This window comes from Ureibacillus suwonensis, from assembly GCF_042655065.1.
Lineage (GTDB): Bacteria > Bacillota > Bacilli > Bacillales_A > Planococcaceae > Ureibacillus > Ureibacillus suwonensis.
In genome coordinates, this window is the sequence record NZ_JBHSNQ010000190.1 from 13,797 (window position 1) to 33,651 (window position 19,855).

Here is a 19,855-nt window from a genome sequence, read left to right on the forward strand (position 1 = left end):
AGAAATTCTCTGTTTTATAACAGTTTCATCCCACCAAAATGGCGTATGTACAAAAAAAGGCTAACCTATATTATAATAGGTTAGCCATCCCATGTTAATGTTCGTATGAAACGAGATAATCATCCGATTTGATCCATTTAAATTTTTTCTCAAAGACTTTAATGAAAATGAGATTTAAAATGACAGGCAATGCGATGAACATCACAGTTGCAATGGTAATGCTTTTAAAGTTCCAGCCGACCAGATCCAAATATTTCAATGGTCCCACGAATCCAGCGAGACCAAATCCCGCGCTGTACGGTGTTCCCACAATTTGAAGAACCCCTGATAAAGCACCGAGAATCGCGGCTGTAATGATCATTGGATAGGCAATGCGCGGCTTCATAAAGAAATTGCGCATTTGAATTTTGGCTGATGCAAGATGGGCGATGGCAGTCCCTAAATTATTCGCTTTATAGGCGGCAATGCACATGCCGACACCTGAAGCCGCCACACCGAGGTTTGCCGCTCCCGCTGCGACCCCTGAAATCATAATGGCGGTAGCAACACCGATCGTTGAAATCGGTGAGAGAATCAGAATGGAGAACACCATTGCGATTAACATACCCATGAACACAGGTTGTAAATTTGTTAAGTAGATAATGCCTTCCCCAATGGCCAAACTTGCATCACGAACGTAAGGCAAAATGGCCAAACCGATTAAACCGGGAATGAAAATGGTAAGGGCCGGCATCAATAACAATGTCCAATCCTTCAATTTCACATCTAAGAATTTTACGAATAATGTGGCAATGGCTGCCGTAATCCCGATATTGATGACCGTTCCAATCCCCGCCATCGTAATGACCCCATTTTCATCCATTGTCGTTACACCGCTGCCGATAAAAGCTGCAAGTCCGATGGAACACATTTGAACCGGATTCAGTTTGAATTGGATTCCGATCAGAACCCCCATAATCACCGGCAGTAAGCTCATCACAAGTACAGAGGCGTTCAAAACGGCGGTCAAGAACGTTTCAAGGGGCCCTGCATGTGGAATAATCAATTTTAATATTTCTCCGACAAGAGCATTAGGGATCAAACAAACCACAATCCCTAAACTCATTCCCGTTAATAATTTACTGAAGAAATCTTTCATCGTTGCAAAACCCTTTCTGTTAGAACTGTTTTAATAGTGGAAATATTGTATATTAATATAGTAAATTATATATAAAAATAATATTTTATCAACTATAAATATTTTGATAATTCATATTAAAGATAAATTTTTGAAGGTTAAACATCCTTTTTTTATGGGTTTAATCGAGCAAAATTAGGTTTGGGAAAGAAAAAAGCGGCATCTATTTATTATTTTTTATCAAAATATTTTAGTGAAAGAAGTTTTTATAAAAAAATAAAAACTGTCCGAAAAAGCGGTTAACCCGTTTTTCAGACAGCCCGATCGCAAAATGAAACATCCTATTAGGATGTGGTTGTTTTATTCGTTTCAATGTCAAATCCTTTTCGCTGAATCAACCGGGGTGCGGCTGAAAGGAGAAGTACGATCAAAATCGAGCAGAAAATGGCCGCGCCAATCATCGTTGCACCATTTACGACCAACGAATAGATCACCGGGGACATTCCTTCCGGCGCATATTCCGCCCAGAAAACGACACCCGCAAGAAAATGCCAAAAATACCGGGCGATACTTCCCAGGAAGACGGCCAATACAGCCAAAATCAATCCTTTTGCTTTCTTCTTCTCTGCAAAAAAGGCGGTTTGTATCTGTTTATACAATAATCCGGCAAAACCGACGAAAGCAAAAGCGACAAAATATTCGATTAAGAATTGCACTATATTTAATATATAGGCATCCCCCGTGACCACTTGCAACAACCCCCAAATAAACCCGGAAATCACGCTGACAGTGAATCCCCAACGGAAAGCTAAAATGAAGATAGGCAACATGGCACAGGAAACCGACATCCAGGGCCCCAATTGGATCGATGGCAGCAAATCCAAAATTAAAGCGAATGCCGCAAAAAACGCCGCTTCAATGAGAGCCTGCAATTTAATTTTTTTCATAAAAAAATTCTCCCCTCCATAAAATGGAAACCTCAAGGGGGAGAATATGTATGGAGAACTCCTCGTCCGCCATTCAACATATATCCAAAATCCCACAATCCCTGCGCAAGCATTATCTTACAGGTTCGAAGGGTCAGAACAACGAAAAGTTGTTCACTCTCAGCACAAAGCTCCCCCTGTGGTTTCAATCATGATTTTAATTTTGTCGCTCTAAGTATAGCTTGAAAGATCGTATTTGTACAGGGGATAGGAAGTTTTATATTTAAAAATGGAAAATTCGCTTTTGGTAATCAAATAAAAACAGATCTGTTTAAACCAGAGGAAATACAGGCGGCGTTCGACGATTTTCCTGCCGCATTCTATTATCCATCCTTGTTTGTTGCAGTTTTGAATCCTGGATTAAAAAGCACTTTTTCATTCATGGCGAAAAGAAAATTTATTATAATAATATTCATAAAATCCCATGAAAGGAGAATAATGATCATATGATGAAACAAGCCGTTTTCGAACAACTGAAACAGGCGATGAAAGAAAAGGATGCCGTTGCAAAAGGAGTTCTTACATTATTAAAATCCGCCTTGGATCAAGCGGAAAAAGAAAAAGGTTCCGAACTTTCCCATGAAGAAGAAATTGCGGTTGTCAATCGTGAAGTGAAACAGACCCATCAAGCCCTTGAAGGAGCAAAGCAAGCAGGCCGGGAAGATTTAATCGAAAAGGAAAACCGCAAACTGGAAATTTTGCAAAGTTTCTTGCCAAAACAATTATCTGAAGAGGAAATTGCCAATGTTTTAACAGAAGCAGGCATTTCAAAAGGAATGAATATGGGGGAGGCGATGAAAATCGCAAAACCGCTCCTTGCAGGAAAAGCCGATGGAGCAACGATCGCGAAAGTGGTAAAAAGCCTCATTTAAGATCAAAAAGACTTGTTTAAAAATTTAGACAAGTCTTTCAACTTTTTGTTGACAGCAAAATAAAACTGTACTATATTAGAATCATCAAACAACAACTGTTATAGTACAAATCAAAAAGGAGTGTTTTTTATGACTACTTATCAAGAAGGCTATGAATATTACGTTTCCAAATGCGAACAATTCGGTCTGGAACCAATCAATTTTTCAATTTTCGTTGAGCATCTATCCCAAGAACAATTGGATCAATTCAACGAACATGCACGAAAAACGAAAGAACAAGCAAATGCATAAGAAAATCGCGAATATATTCTGTAACCATTACAGATCGCAGAAAAGAGAGGTCATACACTTGTCTACATTAAACATACGAGCCAGTTAACAACCTTGCTTGTCGAGTTGCCGCAAGCAAGGTTGTTTTATTGGTAAAAAAAAACACCATTTTCATTGAAAATGGCGTCCAAAAACTGCTATTCATCCAGCAAATCAAGAATTTGTTTGTATTCGGGTGCGCCGATGCTGTTATAATATTGGAACAGCAATTCGGAATTCACTTTGATTTTGTCTTTATGATTCAAATACATTTGCACCGTCAAAAAGCGGATAATTAACGGTACAGGTTTGTCGTGGTTGAACTGATTCATATGCTTTTCAATGAATTCTTCGGATAAAACGCAACTCAAATTATTGCCAAGACACTCAAAATCGACGAATTCGATATGCTCTGTCAAGAACTCATCCGTCAGGTGTTTATTATATAAACAGGCCGCTTTCCAATCGATGCGATCTTTGTAGCGGTTTAGCCAATGGGGCTCCAAAATGGCACTGATCAATGAGATTTGCTGCTTGCTGTATTTGTCAAATTGTTCATCCATTTCTTCGTTTGTCGGTTTTTTATAGCCCATATCATCATATAATTGGGAAGCGAGGGAAGGGATGCCTTTCACCAAATGTTCACTTCCAAGCCACTTATATGGGCCGCGGTCGAATTCAAAGAATTGAAATTCCACTTTTTCCTCATCTTCTTCAAATAAATCATCATCCAACAAATCAATGGTTGCATATTCGCTGAAATACGTATCATCCTCAATAAACGTATCAATTTCATCAGCAAAATGCGGATTGATTTCCATACCGTTTCGAATCAATTCTTCGACCATATATTTTTTAAAGGATGAAGAAAGCCTTGCAAGCACCGGGTAATTATATTGCAATGCAGAAACATCCACCATATCCAAATGATCAATCAAATATTTTTCCGAAATTTGATCGCAAGCATAGCATACATATGCAAAATCCACATATTTTAAATAAGGCTCGAAATCAGTCGGATGGAGCTTTATTAAACGATATCGCCAATAACAATAATCGATAATGAATTCCTTTGATAAATGCGGATTTTCCCTACGGATTTCTTCCGCGCTCTGTTCATCAATGATCGGACCATAATGGACAGGAATCGATTTGACATCAAAATCTTCAGGAATGTTCAATCTTGCAAGCGTCTTTTTCGGATCGAATCGCTTTCTTCTGCTCGGATGGGTTTTAAAGGTATATGTGCCGATGGATCCCCGTTCGTCCAATAAGATATAAGATAATTCTTGTTTTTGGTCCCTCGTCAATTTCGTGCCTTTCGGGAATTTCACAGCAGCAAAATACGTGATATCATCCAGGTTGTAAAAAAATTTATATTCACCTTCCCGTGTAAATTCGGAACGGGAATTGTTTTTCTTCCAATATATCAACGCGCCTAAAATGGGCGGATAGTTCGAAAAATAGACATTGGCGATAGAGAAAATATTATGGGACAAAGATTCATCATATACCGCTTTAATAAATTCGATTTTCTTAATTTTTAGCATGTTCGACCTCCATATACAGCTATTATATACTTTTTGGAGAAATAACGGGGTATAAATCGATGAAATCATTCAAGAAAAATGAACAAAAAGTCTTGTTTTATGTATACACGGTCCATCTTGTAAATTTTATGAAAGTTATATCATAATCATGATTCAATTGCAGTGAATATATTGAAATTTAACAAAATCTCCAATTTATGAAACCTGTAACCTATTTTTTTATTCTGAAACAGCTTTTCCTTTCCTTTTGTTCTCCGTCATACATATCCATTCATTTCCTTCGTATAATCCATTTCCCGCATCTTCCGGGCGCAAAACGCGCGTTCACCAGTGAGCTGATGTTGAAGCGTTTCTTTTGTTCGTTTATAATGCGCGATTATTTTCCGGTCTTGTTCAGCCGGTTCAATTTGATAGGAATGGGCATTTGTTGAAAGAGATGTTCATTAGATTTTCTTCTATAAATAAAATATAAATTTTTGTTTTGAACCTGGTACATATGAATCAGTTCGCATAAAAAAATCTGCATTTATTATAGTAACTTCAAAAATGGAGGTGAATGATGGCATGGAAAAACACTTGGAGTTTGATTTCGGCGAAAAAATTTATGTAACAGGCAACGGCTTCAACAATACGCAAGGAATTTTCATCGCATTCCAAGATAATTTCCTTGTTTGGGTTTCTTATGTGAACGGCGAGACTAGATTATTATCAACAGATACTACAGGCCTAACAATCGCTCGCTGATAATGGCATTTATATAAAGGAAGTCGGGATATCAGGGCCAGAACACCCTTCTTGGCCATGCGCCAGTTGGAAAACTGGCGCATATATTTTTTGGTACATAGATGGCAAAACGTTTGGCGAAATATCCCATAAAAACAGTTTCATGGTATATTAGGCAATGGAAAATTAAAGGAAAAGGTGATACGGATGAAGTTTGTTTTTACTTGAATGGAACCATAGTCTTTATAGGACAACCGATATCGGAAAAGATTTTAGATTCGTTGCAGAAGGTCAGGGAAGACGGCCATGAAATTGTCTTTGCTTCTGCAAGACCGATACGGGATATGCTGCCTGTTATCGATCATACATTTCATCAGTTGCCGATGATCGGGGGAAATGGTTCTCTGATTGGGAAGGAGGGGAAAGTGGTAAAAAGCCATCCTTTTCCGGAGCATGTGCTGAAAGAAATGAAACGGTTGATTGTTCGATACGAAGCCACGTATTTAATCGATGGGGAATGGAATTATGCTTATACAGGACCTCTGGAACTTTCAAATAAATATCGGTCTGTATCCGTGGGTTAAAATCTTTTTCAAGGAGAAAACAGGATGAAGAAGTCACCTAAATAATTGAAAATAAGAACATTTGTTCTTATAATGTTAAATGAGCATATATTCTATCTTGTAAACAGTTTTTCTTGGAGGGGGGATTGTGTGCCAAGAAAACGCGGAATTTCGGATGAAATGATCATTGAAATGTATACCAGCGGCAAGCCGGTGAAGGAAATTTGCGAAATGACCGGGCTTACGGATCGCGGTATCCGTTATGTATTATAGAAAAATCAAGTAAAGAGAAGGAACGTGGGACAGCCGAGAAAACATAAGGTGAATGAGGATTTTTTCAAAGTTTGGACGGATGAAATGGCCTGGGTTTTAGGTTTGTTTGTGACAGATGGAACGGTCAATAACCGGTTAAACACGATTTATTTTTCTCAAAAAGAGGAGCGGATTTTGAAACTGATCGCCAACTATATGGAAGCGGATTATGTAATAGTTCCGCCGGGAAAAACAAGGACCGTGCCCGTTCTTGTCATCCATTCCCGTGAAATCAAAAGGGATCTTGAACGGTTGGGAATTACGGCGAACAAATCATTGTCCCTGAAATTCCCGCCAGTGCCCGATCAATATTTGCCTTCCTTTATCAGAGGCGTGATTGACGGGGATGGTTGGATTCAAGATAGAGGGTATGTTATGAACATCACTACTGCAAGTGCAGAATTTGCAAATGGCTTGTATAATGTTATTGTAGCATGGGAATTGAGATCTGAAATATCAATTGAAAAAACTAGGTCCGGCAGAGATATTTATCGTGTCTGGGTCAAAGGAAAAGACAGTCTTTCTAAACTGGCAAAAATCATTTATTCAAATTGCAGTGAAAATTTTATTCCGTATAAAAAAGAACGATTAATTCAATGGTTTAAAAAATAGGAGGTGGACTATTTTGTGGAAATTGGTAAATGGGAAATTATTACAAACTATTGATACTTCAAGAATTAAATATAAAACTCGTATAAGCAAAGCCTTGTTGGATGATTTAAAAATCATGGCAGATAAGAATAATACTTATGTTGGATATTTACTTGAAAATGGCTTTGAAAATATATTAAAGGAGAATGCAATAACATTTGATAAAAAAAACCGTCCAAAAGATCGAGTAGAATTTCGTACAACATGTGATAAAGAATTGCTTGAGAGATTAAAAAAATTTGCAAAAGACCACCAATTGAATCTAAACGATGTTATTGAAGCAAGTGTTGCATACATAAACACAAATGATGTAAAACAAGAAAGTTGGAGATATAGAGTAGAATACGAAGGCGAATAGCGCCTTTTTTTATTCGGCAAAACAGGGACCCCGACATAATATATCTTATCGGAAGTAATATCTCATAATCCAAGAATACTTCTAATAGTGAGACAGAAGAAGAATTCTTGTTCTTTTTTTGATTTTCCGACATTTTTTTCCGAAACCGATGTCAAATATTTGTTGCAAAATAATAATAATATAGCTTTTTAAGTTCGATCAAAATATGCAGTATAATAATTTTATGATTATAAATCCACTATTTTCATCAAATTATTATTACCTGAAATCAATGTTCTGTTTTCCAATAGTCATTTCCGCATTATTTTTTTCAATTTTACCTATTAAATATTTATTTGTTCCCTTTTATCTGCACTACATTTGATCCTTTTGTTGTTTTCACGCAAAAATTTTCTCTTTTAATCAATTTTTTTCGCAAAAAAATTTGAATAATTTATAGAAAAAGTATTGCAATTTTGTGAACCGCTCTATAAAATTGAAATTGTAAAATTCTTAAACTAGAATTTTACGAACATGATACAGAAAAAACGTTCAATTTTAAAGGGGGTATGTTTATGGCGAGACAAAACAGCAAAAATATCGACTACGAAAAAATCGCCAAATCGGAATCGTTCAGACAGCTTTCCAAAAAGAAAAATTCCTTTCTCTGGACGATCACAGCAATTTTCTTCATTCTTTACATGTTGCTACCAGTCTTGACATCTTACACGAAAATCTTGCATCAAAAAGCATTTGGGGAAATTACTTGGGTATGGATTTATTCTTTCGGTTTGTTCGTTATGACTTGGGGACTGGCACACTTCTATGTTTCAAGAGCAAACAAATATGACAAAGATGCTCAATCAATCATTGATGAATTCGAAAGGGGTGCTGGTCAATGAGTATTACTTCCATCGTAATGTTCTTAGCAATTGTTGCAGTTACATTATATGTCACTTATTGGGCTTCCAAAAGAACGAGCACCGCAACTGATTTCTATACAGCAGGCGGCGGTCTTAAAGGTTGGCAAAACGGTCTGGCTATTTCAGGGGACTACTTATCAGCGGCATCATTCTTAGGGATTGCAGGTTCCGTTGCATTATACGGATATGATGGTTTCTACTACTCTATCGGATACTTGGTGGCTTACCTGGTAGTTCTTTATATCGTTGCCGAGCCATTACGTAACCTTGGTAAATTCACATTGGCCGATATGATCACAGCACGTTTTGATATGGCTAAAGTTCGCGGAGCTGCCGCTTTAAGTACAATCGTTATCGTATTGTTCTACATGATTGCACAAATGGTTGGTGCAGGAGCACTTATTCAGTTATTATTCGGTATTCCTTATTGGGTTGCTGTATTAATCGTTGGTGTCATGATGACAATCTACGTATTGTTCGGTGGTATGACAGCCACTTCTTGGGTACAGATTATTAAAGCTTGTCTATTGATGTTTGGTACTGCTATTATTTCTTTCTTAGTATTATTGAAATTTGATTTCAGTATTGTCAGAATGTTCTCAGAAATGACAACTGCCACTGAAGCTGGAGAAGCATATTTGAATCCGGGATTGCTTTATACGAGCGGTATCAATACAATTTCCACACTATTGGCGTTAGTATTGGGTACTGCAGGACTTCCGCACATCCTAATGCGCTTCTTCACAGTAAAAGATGCCCAAACAGCGCGTTCATCTGTAATTTGGGCTACATGGATCGTTGGTCTTTTCTATGTATTGACAATCTTCTTAGGATTCGGAGCAGCTGCATTCGTTGGTAAAGATACAATTGTTGCCGCAAACCCTGCTGGTAACATGGCTGCACCGTTGCTTGCGGAAGCTTTAGGTGGAGACATCCTGTTCTCATTCGTATCCGCCGTTGCATTCGCGACAATCTTGGCGGTAGTTGCAGGTTTGGTACTTTCCGGTGCTTCTGCCCTATCTCACGACATCTATGGCCAAATCATCAAGAAAGGCCAAATTACAGAAAAACAACAAGTTATCGCAGCTCGTATCGGTTCATTAGTCATTTCAGTAATTTCCATCTTATTGGCATTAGGTGCACAAACACTTAACGTTGCGTTCCTGGTATCATTAGCATTCTGTATTGCAGCATCTGCTAACTTACCAGTTATTATCTATACAATCTACTGGAAACGCTTCAATTCAAATGGAGCTGTATGGGCTATCCTTGGTGGTTTGATTACTGCATTAGTACTTGTGGCAGTTTCACCAAACGTATGGAACCCAGAACCAGGTAAAGCCATTTTCGTGGGTACACCACTTGTAAGCTTAACAAACCCTGCGATTGTTTCCGTACCTGTTGGTTTCATCTGCGGATGGCTTGGTACAGTCTTCTCTAAAGAAGCGGATTACGCAAAATACAGCGAAGTTGAAGTTCGCGCACAAACTGGTATTTCAGTAAGCAAAGTCTCCCACTAATTGAATCGCTTACATTCATCCTTATCTTTCTATTTTCCTTGAGTAGTAATACTCAAGGATTTTTTTGTACAGCCAATACTATTCAAAACCAGGCAAGTTGGGGAGGGGGGTGAATAGTTGCCCCTCCCCTTCCCTACTCTCTCGATAATATGACAATAGTAAACAGAATCAATAAAGAACCAAGCCAATCCATCCATCCGAAAGGCACCCCTAAAAAGACGACGGAAGTGAAAGCGGCAGATAATGGTTCGGCACAGGCAAGCAGGCTCGTTTCTGAAGCAGTCAAATATTTTAAACTATCCAAATAGAAATAGAATGCCAAGACTGTTCCACAAATCACGACAAACAAAAAGGCAAAGTTTGTTGTCCAATGCCATTGTCCTTCAAATTGCCAAGGGGCTCTGATGAAGCTGAAAACAATCCCCGCCACCATCATTCCCCATCCGATCGTGATAAATGATCCCCATTTTTTCAATAATTCAATGGGATAAATGGTGTAAAAAGCCAATCCGAATGCGGATAAGATTCCCCAAATAAAGGCCTCTTTCGAAATCGTCAACACATCCATTTTTCCATGGGTTACAAGCAAAAACGTTCCGATGAGAGCCGAAAAAACGGCGATCAGCTCTTTGACTGTCGGTAAACGCTTCGCAATCAGAACATAATACATCGTCACCAAACCTGGTCCTAAATATTGCAAAACGGTGGCTGTTGCGGCATTGCCATGGGCGATGGCCGTTAAATATGTATATTGGACTCCTATCATCCCGACAATTCCAAAAATCACTAACCGGATGGCATCCCTTTTTTGCTTCCATATGTCAAAAATGTGGTTTCCCTCATTTCTATAAGCAATCGCTAACAACAAGGATCCGGCAAGCAACAGGCGGCAGGTGGTAAACCATTCTGTATTGATATGTAAATGTTGAAACATATACTGGGAAACAGTTCCGGAAATGCCCCAAAACAACGCGGCGATAATCACTAAGAAAATCCCTTTCGAACGCGCTTCAAAAGTTAAATAGAATTTTCCCATCTTATACTCCTCCAGATTTATCCATATAAAAATAGTAAAACCTTTTCTTACTTTTTTCAATGACAATGAAAGCCGCCTAGAATCCGGATATGATCTAGACGGCAAAAATCCTGTCAAAATATTTTTCTTTATCACTATTCTTTCCGGTTCTCATCACTAAACGGCGGACGGCATTGGTTCATATATGGATTATTGTTCTTTATTTTCATCTTGTTCGGGATGAAGGATCTTCACAAACAATAAATCGCCATCACTATTTACATCAAATTTCAGTGAGCCGTTCGAATAGCGGTCGGAAATCGGAAGATCCGATACTGCCATTGTTTCTTGAACCTGTTTGATTGTTGACATCACGATCGTATCGTCTTGATGAACAACAGAAACATCAAAAATGCGGTGAGGATTTTTCTTCAATTCTTTCAAAATGACTAATCCGCGTTTGGCTCTTCCCGTTTGCTCAATTTCCGATAAACTCATCCGTTTGATGGCTCCGCGTTGGGTAACGACAATCACATCTTTCTCGGAATTTTCTTCAATGACATTGACAGCCGCAAGGAAATCTTCGTCTTTTAGATTGATTCCCTTTACTCCTCCTGTTTTTATTCCCGTTACCGGAATTTCCTCAATGTCAAATCGAACTGTATAACTCAAATATGAAGTAAGAATGATTTCTTTTCCAGGAGTCACCAAGTTTGCATAAATCATTTCATCATCATTTTTCAAATTCATCGTTTTGATCGGTTTTGAGTAACGGGTTACTTGATATTCATTAAGTTTCGACAATTTCACTTGCCCCTGTTTTGTCGCTGTTAAAATGAAGAGATTTTCATCCTCAAAGTTTTCAACCCCAACGGCGCCGACAACCTTTTCTCCCTCTTCAATAGGAACGATGCTTGATATGTGTTGTCCCAAGTCCTTCCAACGAATTTCCGGCAGTTCGTGAACCGGTTGAAAAATGTAATTTCCTTTATTCGTGAAGATGAGAAGAAAATGCTGTGTATTCAATGTGTTTTCATACAGCAAATAATCCGATTCCTTCATTGCAATATCTTCCGGACTGGAAGCCGCATAGGAACGAAGGCTTGTCCGCTTTACGTAGCCATCTTTTGTCACGGTCACAACAAAATCTTCACTTGGTATTAATACATCAAGGGATACTTTGATCTCTTTGATTTCCGCCTGGATTGTGGAAAGGCGGGGCTCGGCAAATTGTTTACGCAACTCCAGAATTTCTTTTTTGATCACTTTAATTAACTCTTTTTCGCTGCTTAATATTTTTGTCAGCTTTTCAGTTGTTTTTTGCAATTCTTCATGCTCTTTTTGCAATTGCGTAATATCTGTGTTCGTCAAACGGTAAAGTTGCAAGTTGACAATCGCTTCCGCCTGTTGTTCCGTAAACTGGAACTTCACTTGCAGGTTGTTTTTGGCATCCTTCTTATCTTTGGAAGAACGAATGGTTTGAATGACATCATCAAGTATGGATAATGCTTTGATTAATCCTTCAACGATATGTAGCCGATCTTTTGCTTTTTGCAGGTCATATTTCGTTCTTCTTGTCACGACATCCTTTTGATGATCGATATATGCATCCAGCATGAGTGGAAGCGTCATCATAGTCGGACGGCGATTATGGATGGCGATCATATTAAAGTTATACGTGATTTGCAAATCCGTATTTTTATAAAGGTAGTTTAAAATGGCTTCCCCATCTACATCTTTTTTCAACTCAATGACGATCCGAAGCCCCACTGTCCGGTCCGATTCATCCCGTACATCCGCAATTCCCTCAAGCCGTTTGTCAAAGCGCATTTCATCGATTTTCTTAACAAGCAAAGCTTTATTGACATCATAAGGGATTTCTGTAATGACAATTTGTTCTTTTCCGCCTCTGATCGGTTCGATCGTCACTTTGGAACGGATAATGATTTTTCCTTTTCCAGTTTCATAGGCTTTTTTGATGCCATCAATCCCTTCGATGATGGCGCCAGTCGGAAAGTCCGGCCCTTTGATGACAGTCATTAAATCATCCACGGTGCAATCCGGACGATCAAGCCGCATCAATACACCATCCAGCACTTCCGCCAAGTTGTGGGGAGGAATATCCGTGGCATAACCGGCAGAAATCCCTGTGGCACCGTTCACAAGCAAGTTGGGCAGTTTCGCAGGGAGTACTGTCGGTTCCACATCCTGGTCATCAAAATTTGGAACAAAATCGACCGTTTGTTTATCGATATCTTTCAGCATTTCGATTGCCAATGCGGAAAGGCGGGCTTCCGTATAACGCATCGCTGCGGGAGGGTCGCCATCAATGGAACCATTGTTTCCGTGCATCTCAATCAATGGATAGCGGGCTTTCCAGTCCTGGCTGAGGCGCACCATCGCTTCATATACGGAAGAATCCCCGTGGGGATGGTAATTCCCGATTACGTTCCCGACCGTTTTGGCGGATTTTCGGAATGGTTTATCATGGGTGTTCCCTTCCCGATACATCGCATAAAGAATTCTCCGTTGCACCGGTTTTAACCCATCCCGTGCATCAGGAATGGCACGATCTTGAATAATGTATTTACTGTAACGGCCAAAGCGGTCACCGATTACATCTTCCAAAGTCAGTTCGTGAAATCGTTCGGTTAGCGCCATTATTCTTCCTCCTTATACTGGATGAAATCAGGTACCAATGTATTCGTATCCTCTTCCATCCCAAAGTCTACATGGGATTCAATCCACTTGCGGCGTGGTTCCACCTTGTCTCCCATCAATGTTGTCACACGGCGTTCTGCCCGGGCACCGTCTTCAATCGTCACGCGGATCAGGGTTCTTGTTTCAGGATTCATCGTCGTTTCCCAAAGCTGGTCCGCATTCATTTCACCGAGACCTTTATAACGTTGGATGACGTACCCTTTCCCGACTTTTTTGATTTTTTCCTGCAACTCCCGTTCTGTCCAAGCGTATTCAATGATTTCTTTCTTGCCGGTGCCCTTAGACACTTTATAAAGGGGCGGCAACGCCAAATACACTTTTCCCGCCTCGATCAATGGGCGCATGTAACGGTAGAAAAACGTGAGCAGCAGCACTTGGATATGGGCGCCATCTGTATCCGCATCGGTCATGATGATAATTTTATCGTAGGCCGCATCTTCAATGTTGAAGTCCGGACCTGCGCCTGCACCGATCGTATGGATGATCGTTGCAATCTCTTCATTTTTCATGATATCCGTCAGTTTTGCCTTTTCTGTATTGATGACTTTCCCCCGTAAAGGCAATATGGCCTGAAAAGTACGGTCCCGTCCCTGTTTTGCCGATCCACCTGCCGAATCCCCTTCCACAAGGAATAATTCATTCTTTTTTGGATTGCGGGATTGGGCCGGCGTCAGCTTGCCCGAAAGAATGGTTTTTTCTTTTTTGCCCTTTTTGCCGCTTCGAGCTTCTTCGCGGGCTTTTCTCGCCGCTTCACGGGCCTGTTGGGCACGGATCGCCTTGCGGACAAGGGTTGCGGATAATTCGGCATTTTCCTCTAAAATATAAAGCAATTTTTCGGATAATACAGACTCCACTGCCGTACGGGCTTCCGGCGTTCCAAGTTTGCTTTTTGTCTGACCTTCGAATTGCAGCAAACTTTCCGGAATGCGGACGGAAATGATGGCTGAAAGGCCTTCGCGAATATCCGATCCTTCCAGGTTTTTGTCTTTTTCTTTCAATAGACCTACTTTGCGGGCGTATTCATTAAAAATCCGTGTCAAAGCCGCCTTCGCCCCCGTTTCATGGGTGCCGCCATCGCGGGTGCGCACATTGTTAACGAAGGATAAAATCGTTTCCGAATAGCCGTCGTTGAATTGAAAGGCAAATTCCACTTCGATTTCATCATGAATCCCTTCCACATATTTCACGGGATGCATGACATCTTTTTCTTCATTCAAATATTCCACAAACGCCTGGATGCCGTTTTCGTAATAAAATACTTCATGCTTTCCTTCTTCCCGTTCATCGATCAATTCCACTTTCAATCCTTTTAACAGAAAAGCGGATTCCCGAAGACGTTCCGCCAATGTATCATAATTGAATTTTGTCGTGGAAAAAATCGTGTCATCCGGAAGAAAATGCACCAGTGTTCCCGTTTCTTTTGTATCCCCGATGATTTCAAGGGTCGTCACCGGTTTTCCGCCATTTTCAAAACGCTGGCGATGGATTTTCCCGTCACGATATATAGTGACTTCAAGAAATTTGGAAAGGGCATTTACAACGGAAGATCCTACACCGTGCAATCCACCGCTTGTTTTATATCCCCCTTGTCCAAACTTCCCTCCGGCATGTAAAATCGTAAAAATGATTTCCGGAGTGGGTTTCCCCAATTTATGCATTCCGGTTGGCATTCCGCGGCCATAATCCCGCACGCTGACCGAATTGTCTTCATGTATTTTTACGATGATATGCGATCCAAATCCGGCAAGGGCTTCATCGACCGCATTGTCGACAATTTCATAAACCAAGTGATGAAGTCCCCGGCTGTCAGTGGATCCAATATACATCCCTGGACGTTTCCGTACTGCATCCAAACCTTCCAATACTTGAATGGCATCAGCATCATATCTGAGTTCCGGTTGATTTATTGCCAAAAGTAATCCCTCCACATACAAACATCCGTTCTGTATCACTAATCGTACTGAGAATATACGCATCTGTCAATAACTAGCACGTTAGAGCATCTTTATCATTTTAACAAATCCTTTCAAATAAAAAAGGAGTTTTATGAAGAAAACCCGTACACTTTTCAAGATTTACGATTCGAGAATATCGAAAATGTCTTTTCGACGGATGATTTTGCAGTTATTTATTTTACTTTGTATACCATATATAATAAATAAAACATTTCTTTCATTCCCGATATAGTTCACAATTTCCTCCTTTTATCACCGTTTTTTTTGAAAAAGTTTTTCATCAATGCCGAAAAAGAGAAATTACACTTTCTCAAAGAAGCGAAAAAGTGTAAAATGATTATCGCTAAAAAAATAGTAAAAATTGAAAGGAATCAAGATATGATTAATGTATTGGCAATCATCTGTGCGTATTTAATCGGTTCGATTCCGTCTGGTTTATGGATTGGAAAAATTTTTTATAAAACAGACATCCGGGAACATGGAAGCGGAAATTTAGGAGCCACCAACACTTTCCGAGTGTTAGGGAAAAAAGCGGGAATTGTTGTAACCGTTATGGACATATTAAAAGGTACCATTGCTACGCTATTGCCGACTTTCTCTTATTTCAGCGATACCGGCGTGCATCCTCTTATTTTGGGGGCAATCGCCGCTTTTGGACATATGTTCCCGATATTTGCCGGTTTCCGGGGCGGGAAAGCCGTCGCCACATCCGGAGGGGTGTTGCTTGGATATTCCTGGCCATTCTTTGTGTTCCTTGTGATTGGATTTTTGATTCTATTAAAAATCACCAAAATCGTCAGCTTGTCTTCCATGCTCATTTCGCTCATCGCCGTCGTTTATAGTATTATTTATTGGATTGTGACAGGTGATTATGCATTATTTATAATGGTTGTGATATTGGCGTCATTCATTATCTACCGCCACCGCTCCAATATTAAACGCATCAAGGAAGGCACTGAGCCGAAAGTGAAATGGTTATAATGTTACTTGAAAGGATTTGGTTGGGGGAATGAAAATCGTCATTTCAGAGGAAGCATTATCTTGGTTCAAGGAAGAAATGGAAGCAACGGCAGGTGATTATATCCGGTTTTATGCCCGCTATGGCGGTTCATCTCCTTTTCATGAAGCTTTTTCCCTTGGGATGAATCGGGAACAACCCCATGATATCGGCATTGAAACGGTCATTGATGATATCCATTTCTATATTGAAAAAGATGATGTATGGTTTTTCAATGAACATGATTTATACGTTACTGTCAATCCGGAAACGGAGGAACTGGAATATAGTTATAAAAATTAAAAAAGAAGCGGATCCGAAAGCGCGCCAAAAGATCCGCTTCTTTTTTTATTGGACTAAAATTTCTCAATATCAATCACATGTTTGTCGTACCCAAGGGCAATCACCATATCGTTGTACGCGACCAGCACTTCCTTATATAAAACATGCACTTGCTCTACATTCACTTCCCCGTCATCTTCATAACGGGCTGCATCGAATTGGCTGCTGAATTCATCCAACTTCAGTTTTAATGTATCCACTTCCTTCGATTGTCTCGCTTCCTCGCTGGCATATGTATAAACATTAAATGAATGATGGTTGGCAGTGAATTTCTCAATCAATTCAGCCCGTTTGCTTCCTTTCTTGGATGCAACCTTTTTCAATTGTTTCATCAGTTCCATGACGTTTTGGCTTTGATTGATAAGCGTTTCTACCATATTCATCCTGAATTCCCCCCCAAAAAAACTCACAGTTTTCGAAATCTATTTTCAAACACAATATTAATTATAAAAAAAGAAATTTCAATTGCAAAATAAAAAGGAAACTGGCCAGTCGCCAGTTTCCATATGATCATTAGACTTCCCCGTTTTCACGGGCAGCCGCTTCTTCCTTCACTTCTTTTCGGAAACCTTCAATCGCTTTTTTTCGCCGTTCATTTTTCGCTTTGATCTTTTCTCTTTCTTCAGGTCCGGCAAATTCCATACTTGCTTCTGCTTCACGGTAATTTTCGATTGTATTTTGAATCATGTTCTGTAATTTTTCCACATTATCGGAACGGTCGTCAGGTTTCGGTTTGCGGTTTGTCATTGCCATCTCTCCTCCTTTTTTATTGTTCAGTCTTATTTTGAGTTGATTCAGAGGAACTATGAAATGAAATTTTAAGGGGATTCATCGTTTTTTGCCAATTCATTTTGCATCAATTCCGCATATTCTTTGGACGTCCTGATAACGACAGTAAGGGAACCCGGCCTGTAATACGTTTGGATGAGGAAAGGGACTCCCGTCGTATTAATAAATTGGAAATCCAATCCCCCATAAAAGGAAACCGTTGCGTCTCTCCCTTTTGGGACATATCCCACATCCTTTGAATGATGATGTCTTTCAATGATCTCCACTGACAGCTGATCAACAGCATTGAATAAAGTGGATGAAGTTTGGCAGATTCCCCCGCCGATTCCCATGACCAACTTTCCGTTGACAATTTCCGGAGCCATTTGATAGCCATTGGCAATTTCTCTTGGCCCCACGATGGAATTGAAAGAGAATTTGTCCCCGCTTCCGACGATCACATTATGGATGGCGGCCGCCGAAATTTCGATATTTTTGCTTCTGCCCGTCTGATTCGGGTTGAAACGGGTGGTATAAGTGGCAATCACCACTTCCTTCAAATGAGGCACATCCGTTGGCCGATAATTGCTTTCGGTCACTTTTAACGGAATTTCGATTCTGCCTCCTGTAAAAGCCCGCTTTAATACCTCTTCAGTCAATAAGGAGGCATTGATTTCCGTTTTCGGTGTGCCTTTGATGATTTCGCCATCGGTATCAATCCGATCCAGTGTCATTTCTTTAAAATATTTTGGTTGAATTTCCTGAATCCAATTTTCCACTTCTTCCTTGAAAATCCTTACGTCCAGTTCAATCCAATAATCTTCAGGATGAAAAGTGTGTATGACTTCTTTGGTATAAGGATCAATGAGATCGATCTTTCTTTCTCCGGTAAGTGGCAATATCGAGTCAAAATAAGCACCGGTTGCAACCGGCTGCTTGAAAAAGGTCAGTAATAGCAAAAGGATTAAACTTCTTTTCATCAATGGTTCCACACAACCCAATCTTTTTGTTATGTATTGTTCCCCGATTCAATTGACTCATACAAAAAAAGAAGGCGATATTTTCTTGCGCCTTCTTGGAATGAAAATTTGCTGGCAGTCCAGAATAAAATTTAAATTTCTGAGTGGATGTATTCAAGGACCATCTTTTGGGCTTCATCGGCGATTTCCTGCATAGTGCCAAGTTCTTGTTCTGTAGCGGAAGCAATTGCCGAAATGCTTCCGGATGTTTCGAATGGGCTGTTTAATCTTCCTTCAACATGCTGAACGATTCTTCCCGCATATTCTTTGTATTATTATTAAAAATTTGCTTTTTATATCAAATTTGATTACTTGAATAAAGGGAAAATTCCCATAACAAATAAAAATTCCCCCTAACCTTTTCCTATAACTGTTGAACAGCGTTTATTTCATCAACATGTTTACAATTATTTTTGTAAACTTCATTTACAAAATCCTTGTATCTAATATAACATTTCAAATAAACGGCTGTCCGCCAAGTTCGTATCAATAGGACATGTTCTTGAATTTCTTCCGTATTGCCAAATCCAGACATTTCCTTCACAAGGCACTTTCGCCGGATCAAATTTTGGGGCCAATTGTGCTTTTGTCACCCCCGGATCAGGCTCCGCACTCCATAAGATGGCCTGATTCGCCACCAACGGATCTTGATTGACCGCCTCGCAATAGGCTTTTGCAAAGTTTCCTTCCGTCGGATCGTGATAAAAGCCCGGTTTAAAATCCGTATTATACATGTAATTGACATATCCACGGATCCAACTGCCATCCACATCAAAAAAACGTTCGACATTGGCGAAAATCGGTGTTCCCTTCCGGATGCCAAGCCTTTTTGCATGATAAGAGGCAAACATCGCCACCACTCTTCCTTCATTTTCCCCTACCGCTCTTTTAAAATCGTTGTAGATTGGCAGCAATTTTGTACCACTATTATGGAGCAGTTCAATTTCTTCCCGATCCAAACCTTCTGATGCCCCTTCGACACGGGTCAAATATCTTCCCCAAAACTCCGGCTTCCCGTAATTGTTCAAAACACAATTATAAAGGTCTGTCGTCACTTTTTGCGATGAATCAACACCCCAATGATAAGTAACCACTTGCGTACCTCTTTTCTATTTATGTTTCCATATTTATATATATTGAACAACTTGATTAATTGTTCATGGAAATGAAAAATG

At 39.8% G+C, this 19,855-nt stretch carries 21 protein-coding genes and 1 riboswitch; of the genes, 11 read left to right on the forward strand and 10 right to left on the reverse strand.

Annotated features, from left to right (window positions below; translation table 11 throughout):
- Positions 1 to 94: 94 nt before the first annotated feature.
- Together ACFPOH_RS15535 and thiT are read right to left on the reverse strand one after the other, a co-directional pair.
- Complete coding sequence (locus ACFPOH_RS15535) at positions 95 to 1,138, reverse strand: PTS sugar transporter subunit IIC (protein WP_342581434.1); 1,044 nt, start codon at positions 1,136 to 1,138, stop codon at positions 95 to 97.
- Positions 1,139 to 1,461: 323 nt separating this feature from the next.
- On the reverse strand, positions 1,462 to 2,064 hold the full coding sequence (gene thiT / locus ACFPOH_RS15540) for an energy-coupled thiamine transporter ThiT (protein ID WP_390310542.1): 603 nt from the start codon (positions 2,062 to 2,064) through the stop codon (positions 1,462 to 1,464).
- 80 nt (positions 2,065 to 2,144) lie between these two features.
- Positions 2,145 to 2,251, reverse strand: a riboswitch (TPP riboswitch).
- Positions 2,252 to 2,549: 298 nt separating this feature from the next.
- Here thiT and ACFPOH_RS15545 point away from each other — a divergent pair.
- Positions 2,550 to 2,975, forward strand: coding sequence for a GatB/YqeY domain-containing protein (locus ACFPOH_RS15545; protein WP_342469376.1), 426 nt, complete (start codon positions 2,550 to 2,552; stop codon positions 2,973 to 2,975).
- 129 nt (positions 2,976 to 3,104) lie between these two features.
- Positions 3,105 to 3,266: a transcriptional regulator gene (locus ACFPOH_RS15550; protein ID WP_342469377.1), complete on the forward strand. Its 162-nt coding sequence runs from the start codon at positions 3,105 to 3,107 to the stop codon at positions 3,264 to 3,266.
- A 176-nt stretch (positions 3,267 to 3,442) separates the two neighbouring features.
- On the opposite strand, the gene ACFPOH_RS15555 is transcribed toward ACFPOH_RS15550, so the two are convergent.
- Positions 3,443 to 4,834: a nucleoside-diphosphate sugar epimerase gene (locus tag ACFPOH_RS15555; protein ID WP_342469378.1), complete on the reverse strand. Its 1,392-nt coding sequence runs from the start codon at positions 4,832 to 4,834 to the stop codon at positions 3,443 to 3,445.
- Positions 4,835 to 5,398: 564 nt separating this feature from the next.
- Between ACFPOH_RS15555 and ACFPOH_RS15560 the strand changes: the two genes are divergently transcribed.
- The 7 genes from ACFPOH_RS15560 (at position 5,399) to ACFPOH_RS15590 (ending at position 9,863) form a co-directional block, all read left to right on the forward strand.
- Entirely contained in the window at positions 5,399 to 5,578 is a 180-nt protein-coding gene (locus ACFPOH_RS15560; RefSeq protein WP_342581431.1) for a hypothetical protein, read from the forward strand.
- 113 nt (positions 5,579 to 5,691) lie between these two features.
- Positions 5,692 to 6,141 (forward strand): HAD hydrolase family protein, encoded by a 450-nt coding sequence (locus ACFPOH_RS15565; RefSeq protein WP_390310544.1) that lies wholly within the window; start codon positions 5,692 to 5,694, stop codon positions 6,139 to 6,141.
- Positions 6,142 to 6,270: 129 nt separating this feature from the next.
- Positions 6,271 to 6,393, forward strand: a complete 123-nt coding sequence (locus tag ACFPOH_RS15570) for a hypothetical protein (RefSeq protein WP_390310546.1) — start codon at positions 6,271 to 6,273, stop codon at positions 6,391 to 6,393.
- Between the two features lie 24 nt (positions 6,394 to 6,417).
- Positions 6,418 to 7,044, forward strand: a complete 627-nt coding sequence (locus tag ACFPOH_RS15575) for an LAGLIDADG family homing endonuclease (RefSeq protein WP_390310548.1) — start codon at positions 6,418 to 6,420, stop codon at positions 7,042 to 7,044.
- Between the two features lie 13 nt (positions 7,045 to 7,057).
- Entirely contained in the window at positions 7,058 to 7,441 is a 384-nt protein-coding gene (locus ACFPOH_RS15580) for an rRNA methyltransferase (RefSeq protein WP_342581429.1), read from the forward strand.
- Between the two features lie 554 nt (positions 7,442 to 7,995).
- A complete protein-coding gene (locus tag ACFPOH_RS15585; protein ID WP_390310550.1) occupies positions 7,996 to 8,322 on the forward strand; it encodes a DUF485 domain-containing protein in 327 nt (108 codons plus the stop codon).
- Complete coding sequence (locus ACFPOH_RS15590) at positions 8,319 to 9,863, forward strand: solute symporter family protein (RefSeq protein ID WP_390310551.1); 1,545 nt, start codon at positions 8,319 to 8,321, stop codon at positions 9,861 to 9,863. The genes ACFPOH_RS15585 and ACFPOH_RS15590 overlap by 4 nt, the downstream gene beginning before the upstream one ends.
- A gap of 133 nt (positions 9,864 to 9,996) precedes the next feature.
- On the opposite strand, the gene ACFPOH_RS15595 is transcribed toward ACFPOH_RS15590, so the two are convergent.
- The 3 genes from ACFPOH_RS15595 to parE all read right to left on the reverse strand — a co-directional run bounded on the left by ACFPOH_RS15595 (position 9,997) and on the right by parE (position 15,512).
- Complete coding sequence (locus tag ACFPOH_RS15595) at positions 9,997 to 10,899, reverse strand: DMT family transporter (RefSeq protein ID WP_342469385.1); 903 nt, start codon at positions 10,897 to 10,899, stop codon at positions 9,997 to 9,999.
- A 189-nt stretch (positions 10,900 to 11,088) separates the two neighbouring features.
- The gene (gene parC, locus ACFPOH_RS15600; RefSeq protein ID WP_390310553.1) at positions 11,089 to 13,539 is read right to left on the reverse strand and encodes a DNA topoisomerase IV subunit A; all 2,451 of its coding nucleotides are present in this window, start codon (positions 13,537 to 13,539) and stop codon (positions 11,089 to 11,091) included.
- Positions 13,539 to 15,512, reverse strand: coding sequence for a DNA topoisomerase IV subunit B (gene parE / locus ACFPOH_RS15605; protein WP_390310555.1), 1,974 nt, complete (start codon positions 15,510 to 15,512; stop codon positions 13,539 to 13,541). Before parE ends, parC begins: the two co-directional genes overlap by 1 nt.
- Before the next feature lie 420 nt (positions 15,513 to 15,932).
- Between parE and plsY the strand changes: the two genes are divergently transcribed.
- Positions 15,933 to 16,535, forward strand: coding sequence for a glycerol-3-phosphate 1-O-acyltransferase PlsY (gene plsY, locus ACFPOH_RS15610; RefSeq protein ID WP_342469388.1), 603 nt, complete (start codon positions 15,933 to 15,935; stop codon positions 16,533 to 16,535).
- A gap of 28 nt (positions 16,536 to 16,563) precedes the next feature.
- Positions 16,564 to 16,854, forward strand: coding sequence for a HesB/YadR/YfhF family protein (locus ACFPOH_RS15615; protein WP_342469389.1), 291 nt, complete (start codon positions 16,564 to 16,566; stop codon positions 16,852 to 16,854).
- Between the two features lie 53 nt (positions 16,855 to 16,907).
- On the opposite strand, the gene ACFPOH_RS15620 is transcribed toward ACFPOH_RS15615, so the two are convergent.
- The 4 genes from ACFPOH_RS15620 to ACFPOH_RS15635 form a co-directional block, all read right to left on the reverse strand.
- On the reverse strand, positions 16,908 to 17,276 hold the full coding sequence (locus ACFPOH_RS15620; protein WP_342581424.1) for a hypothetical protein: 369 nt from the start codon (positions 17,274 to 17,276) through the stop codon (positions 16,908 to 16,910).
- A 130-nt stretch (positions 17,277 to 17,406) separates the two neighbouring features.
- A complete protein-coding gene (tlp, locus tag ACFPOH_RS15625; protein ID WP_342581423.1) occupies positions 17,407 to 17,640 on the reverse strand; it encodes a small acid-soluble spore protein Tlp in 234 nt (77 codons plus the stop codon).
- Between the two features lie 71 nt (positions 17,641 to 17,711).
- Entirely contained in the window at positions 17,712 to 18,641 is a 930-nt protein-coding gene (locus ACFPOH_RS15630) for a VanW family protein (RefSeq protein WP_342581422.1), read from the reverse strand.
- A 482-nt stretch (positions 18,642 to 19,123) separates the two neighbouring features.
- Positions 19,124 to 19,774, reverse strand: coding sequence for a glycoside hydrolase domain-containing protein (locus ACFPOH_RS15635; RefSeq protein WP_342469393.1), 651 nt, complete (start codon positions 19,772 to 19,774; stop codon positions 19,124 to 19,126).
- Between the last annotated feature and the right edge of the window lie 81 nt (positions 19,775 to 19,855).

What these genes read in the sequence shown, in the direction of transcription:
- ACFPOH_RS15535 (WP_342581434.1), bottom strand. Translation starts at nt 1,138, where the DNA reads ATGAAAGATTTCTTCAGTAAATTATTAACGGGAATGAGTTTAGGGATT.
- thiT (WP_390310542.1), bottom strand. Translation starts at nt 2,064, where the DNA reads ATGAAAAAAATTAAATTGCAGGCTCTCATTGAAGCGGCGTTTTTTGCG.
- ACFPOH_RS15545 (WP_342469376.1), top strand. Translation starts at nt 2,550, where the DNA reads ATGATGAAACAAGCCGTTTTCGAACAACTGAAACAGGCGATGAAAGAA.
- ACFPOH_RS15550 (WP_342469377.1), top strand. Translation starts at nt 3,105, where the DNA reads ATGACTACTTATCAAGAAGGCTATGAATATTACGTTTCCAAATGCGAA.
- ACFPOH_RS15555 (WP_342469378.1), bottom strand. Translation starts at nt 4,834, where the DNA reads ATGCTAAAAATTAAGAAAATCGAATTTATTAAAGCGGTATATGATGAA.
- ACFPOH_RS15560 (WP_342581431.1), top strand. Translation starts at nt 5,399, where the DNA reads ATGGAAAAACACTTGGAGTTTGATTTCGGCGAAAAAATTTATGTAACA.
- ACFPOH_RS15585 (WP_390310550.1), top strand. Translation starts at nt 7,996, where the DNA reads ATGGCGAGACAAAACAGCAAAAATATCGACTACGAAAAAATCGCCAAA.
- ACFPOH_RS15590 (WP_390310551.1), top strand. Translation starts at nt 8,319, where the DNA reads ATGAGTATTACTTCCATCGTAATGTTCTTAGCAATTGTTGCAGTTACA.
- ACFPOH_RS15595 (WP_342469385.1), bottom strand. Translation starts at nt 10,899, where the DNA reads ATGGGAAAATTCTATTTAACTTTTGAAGCGCGTTCGAAAGGGATTTTC.
- parC (WP_390310553.1), bottom strand. Translation starts at nt 13,539, where the DNA reads ATGGCGCTAACCGAACGATTTCACGAACTGACTTTGGAAGATGTAATC.
- plsY (WP_342469388.1), top strand. Translation starts at nt 15,933, where the DNA reads ATGATTAATGTATTGGCAATCATCTGTGCGTATTTAATCGGTTCGATT.
- ACFPOH_RS15615 (WP_342469389.1), top strand. Translation starts at nt 16,564, where the DNA reads ATGAAAATCGTCATTTCAGAGGAAGCATTATCTTGGTTCAAGGAAGAA.
- ACFPOH_RS15620 (WP_342581424.1), bottom strand. Translation starts at nt 17,276, where the DNA reads ATGAATATGGTAGAAACGCTTATCAATCAAAGCCAAAACGTCATGGAA.
- tlp (WP_342581423.1), bottom strand. Translation starts at nt 17,640, where the DNA reads ATGACAAACCGCAAACCGAAACCTGACGACCGTTCCGATAATGTGGAA.
- ACFPOH_RS15630 (WP_342581422.1), bottom strand. Translation starts at nt 18,641, where the DNA reads ATGAAAAGAAGTTTAATCCTTTTGCTATTACTGACCTTTTTCAAGCAG.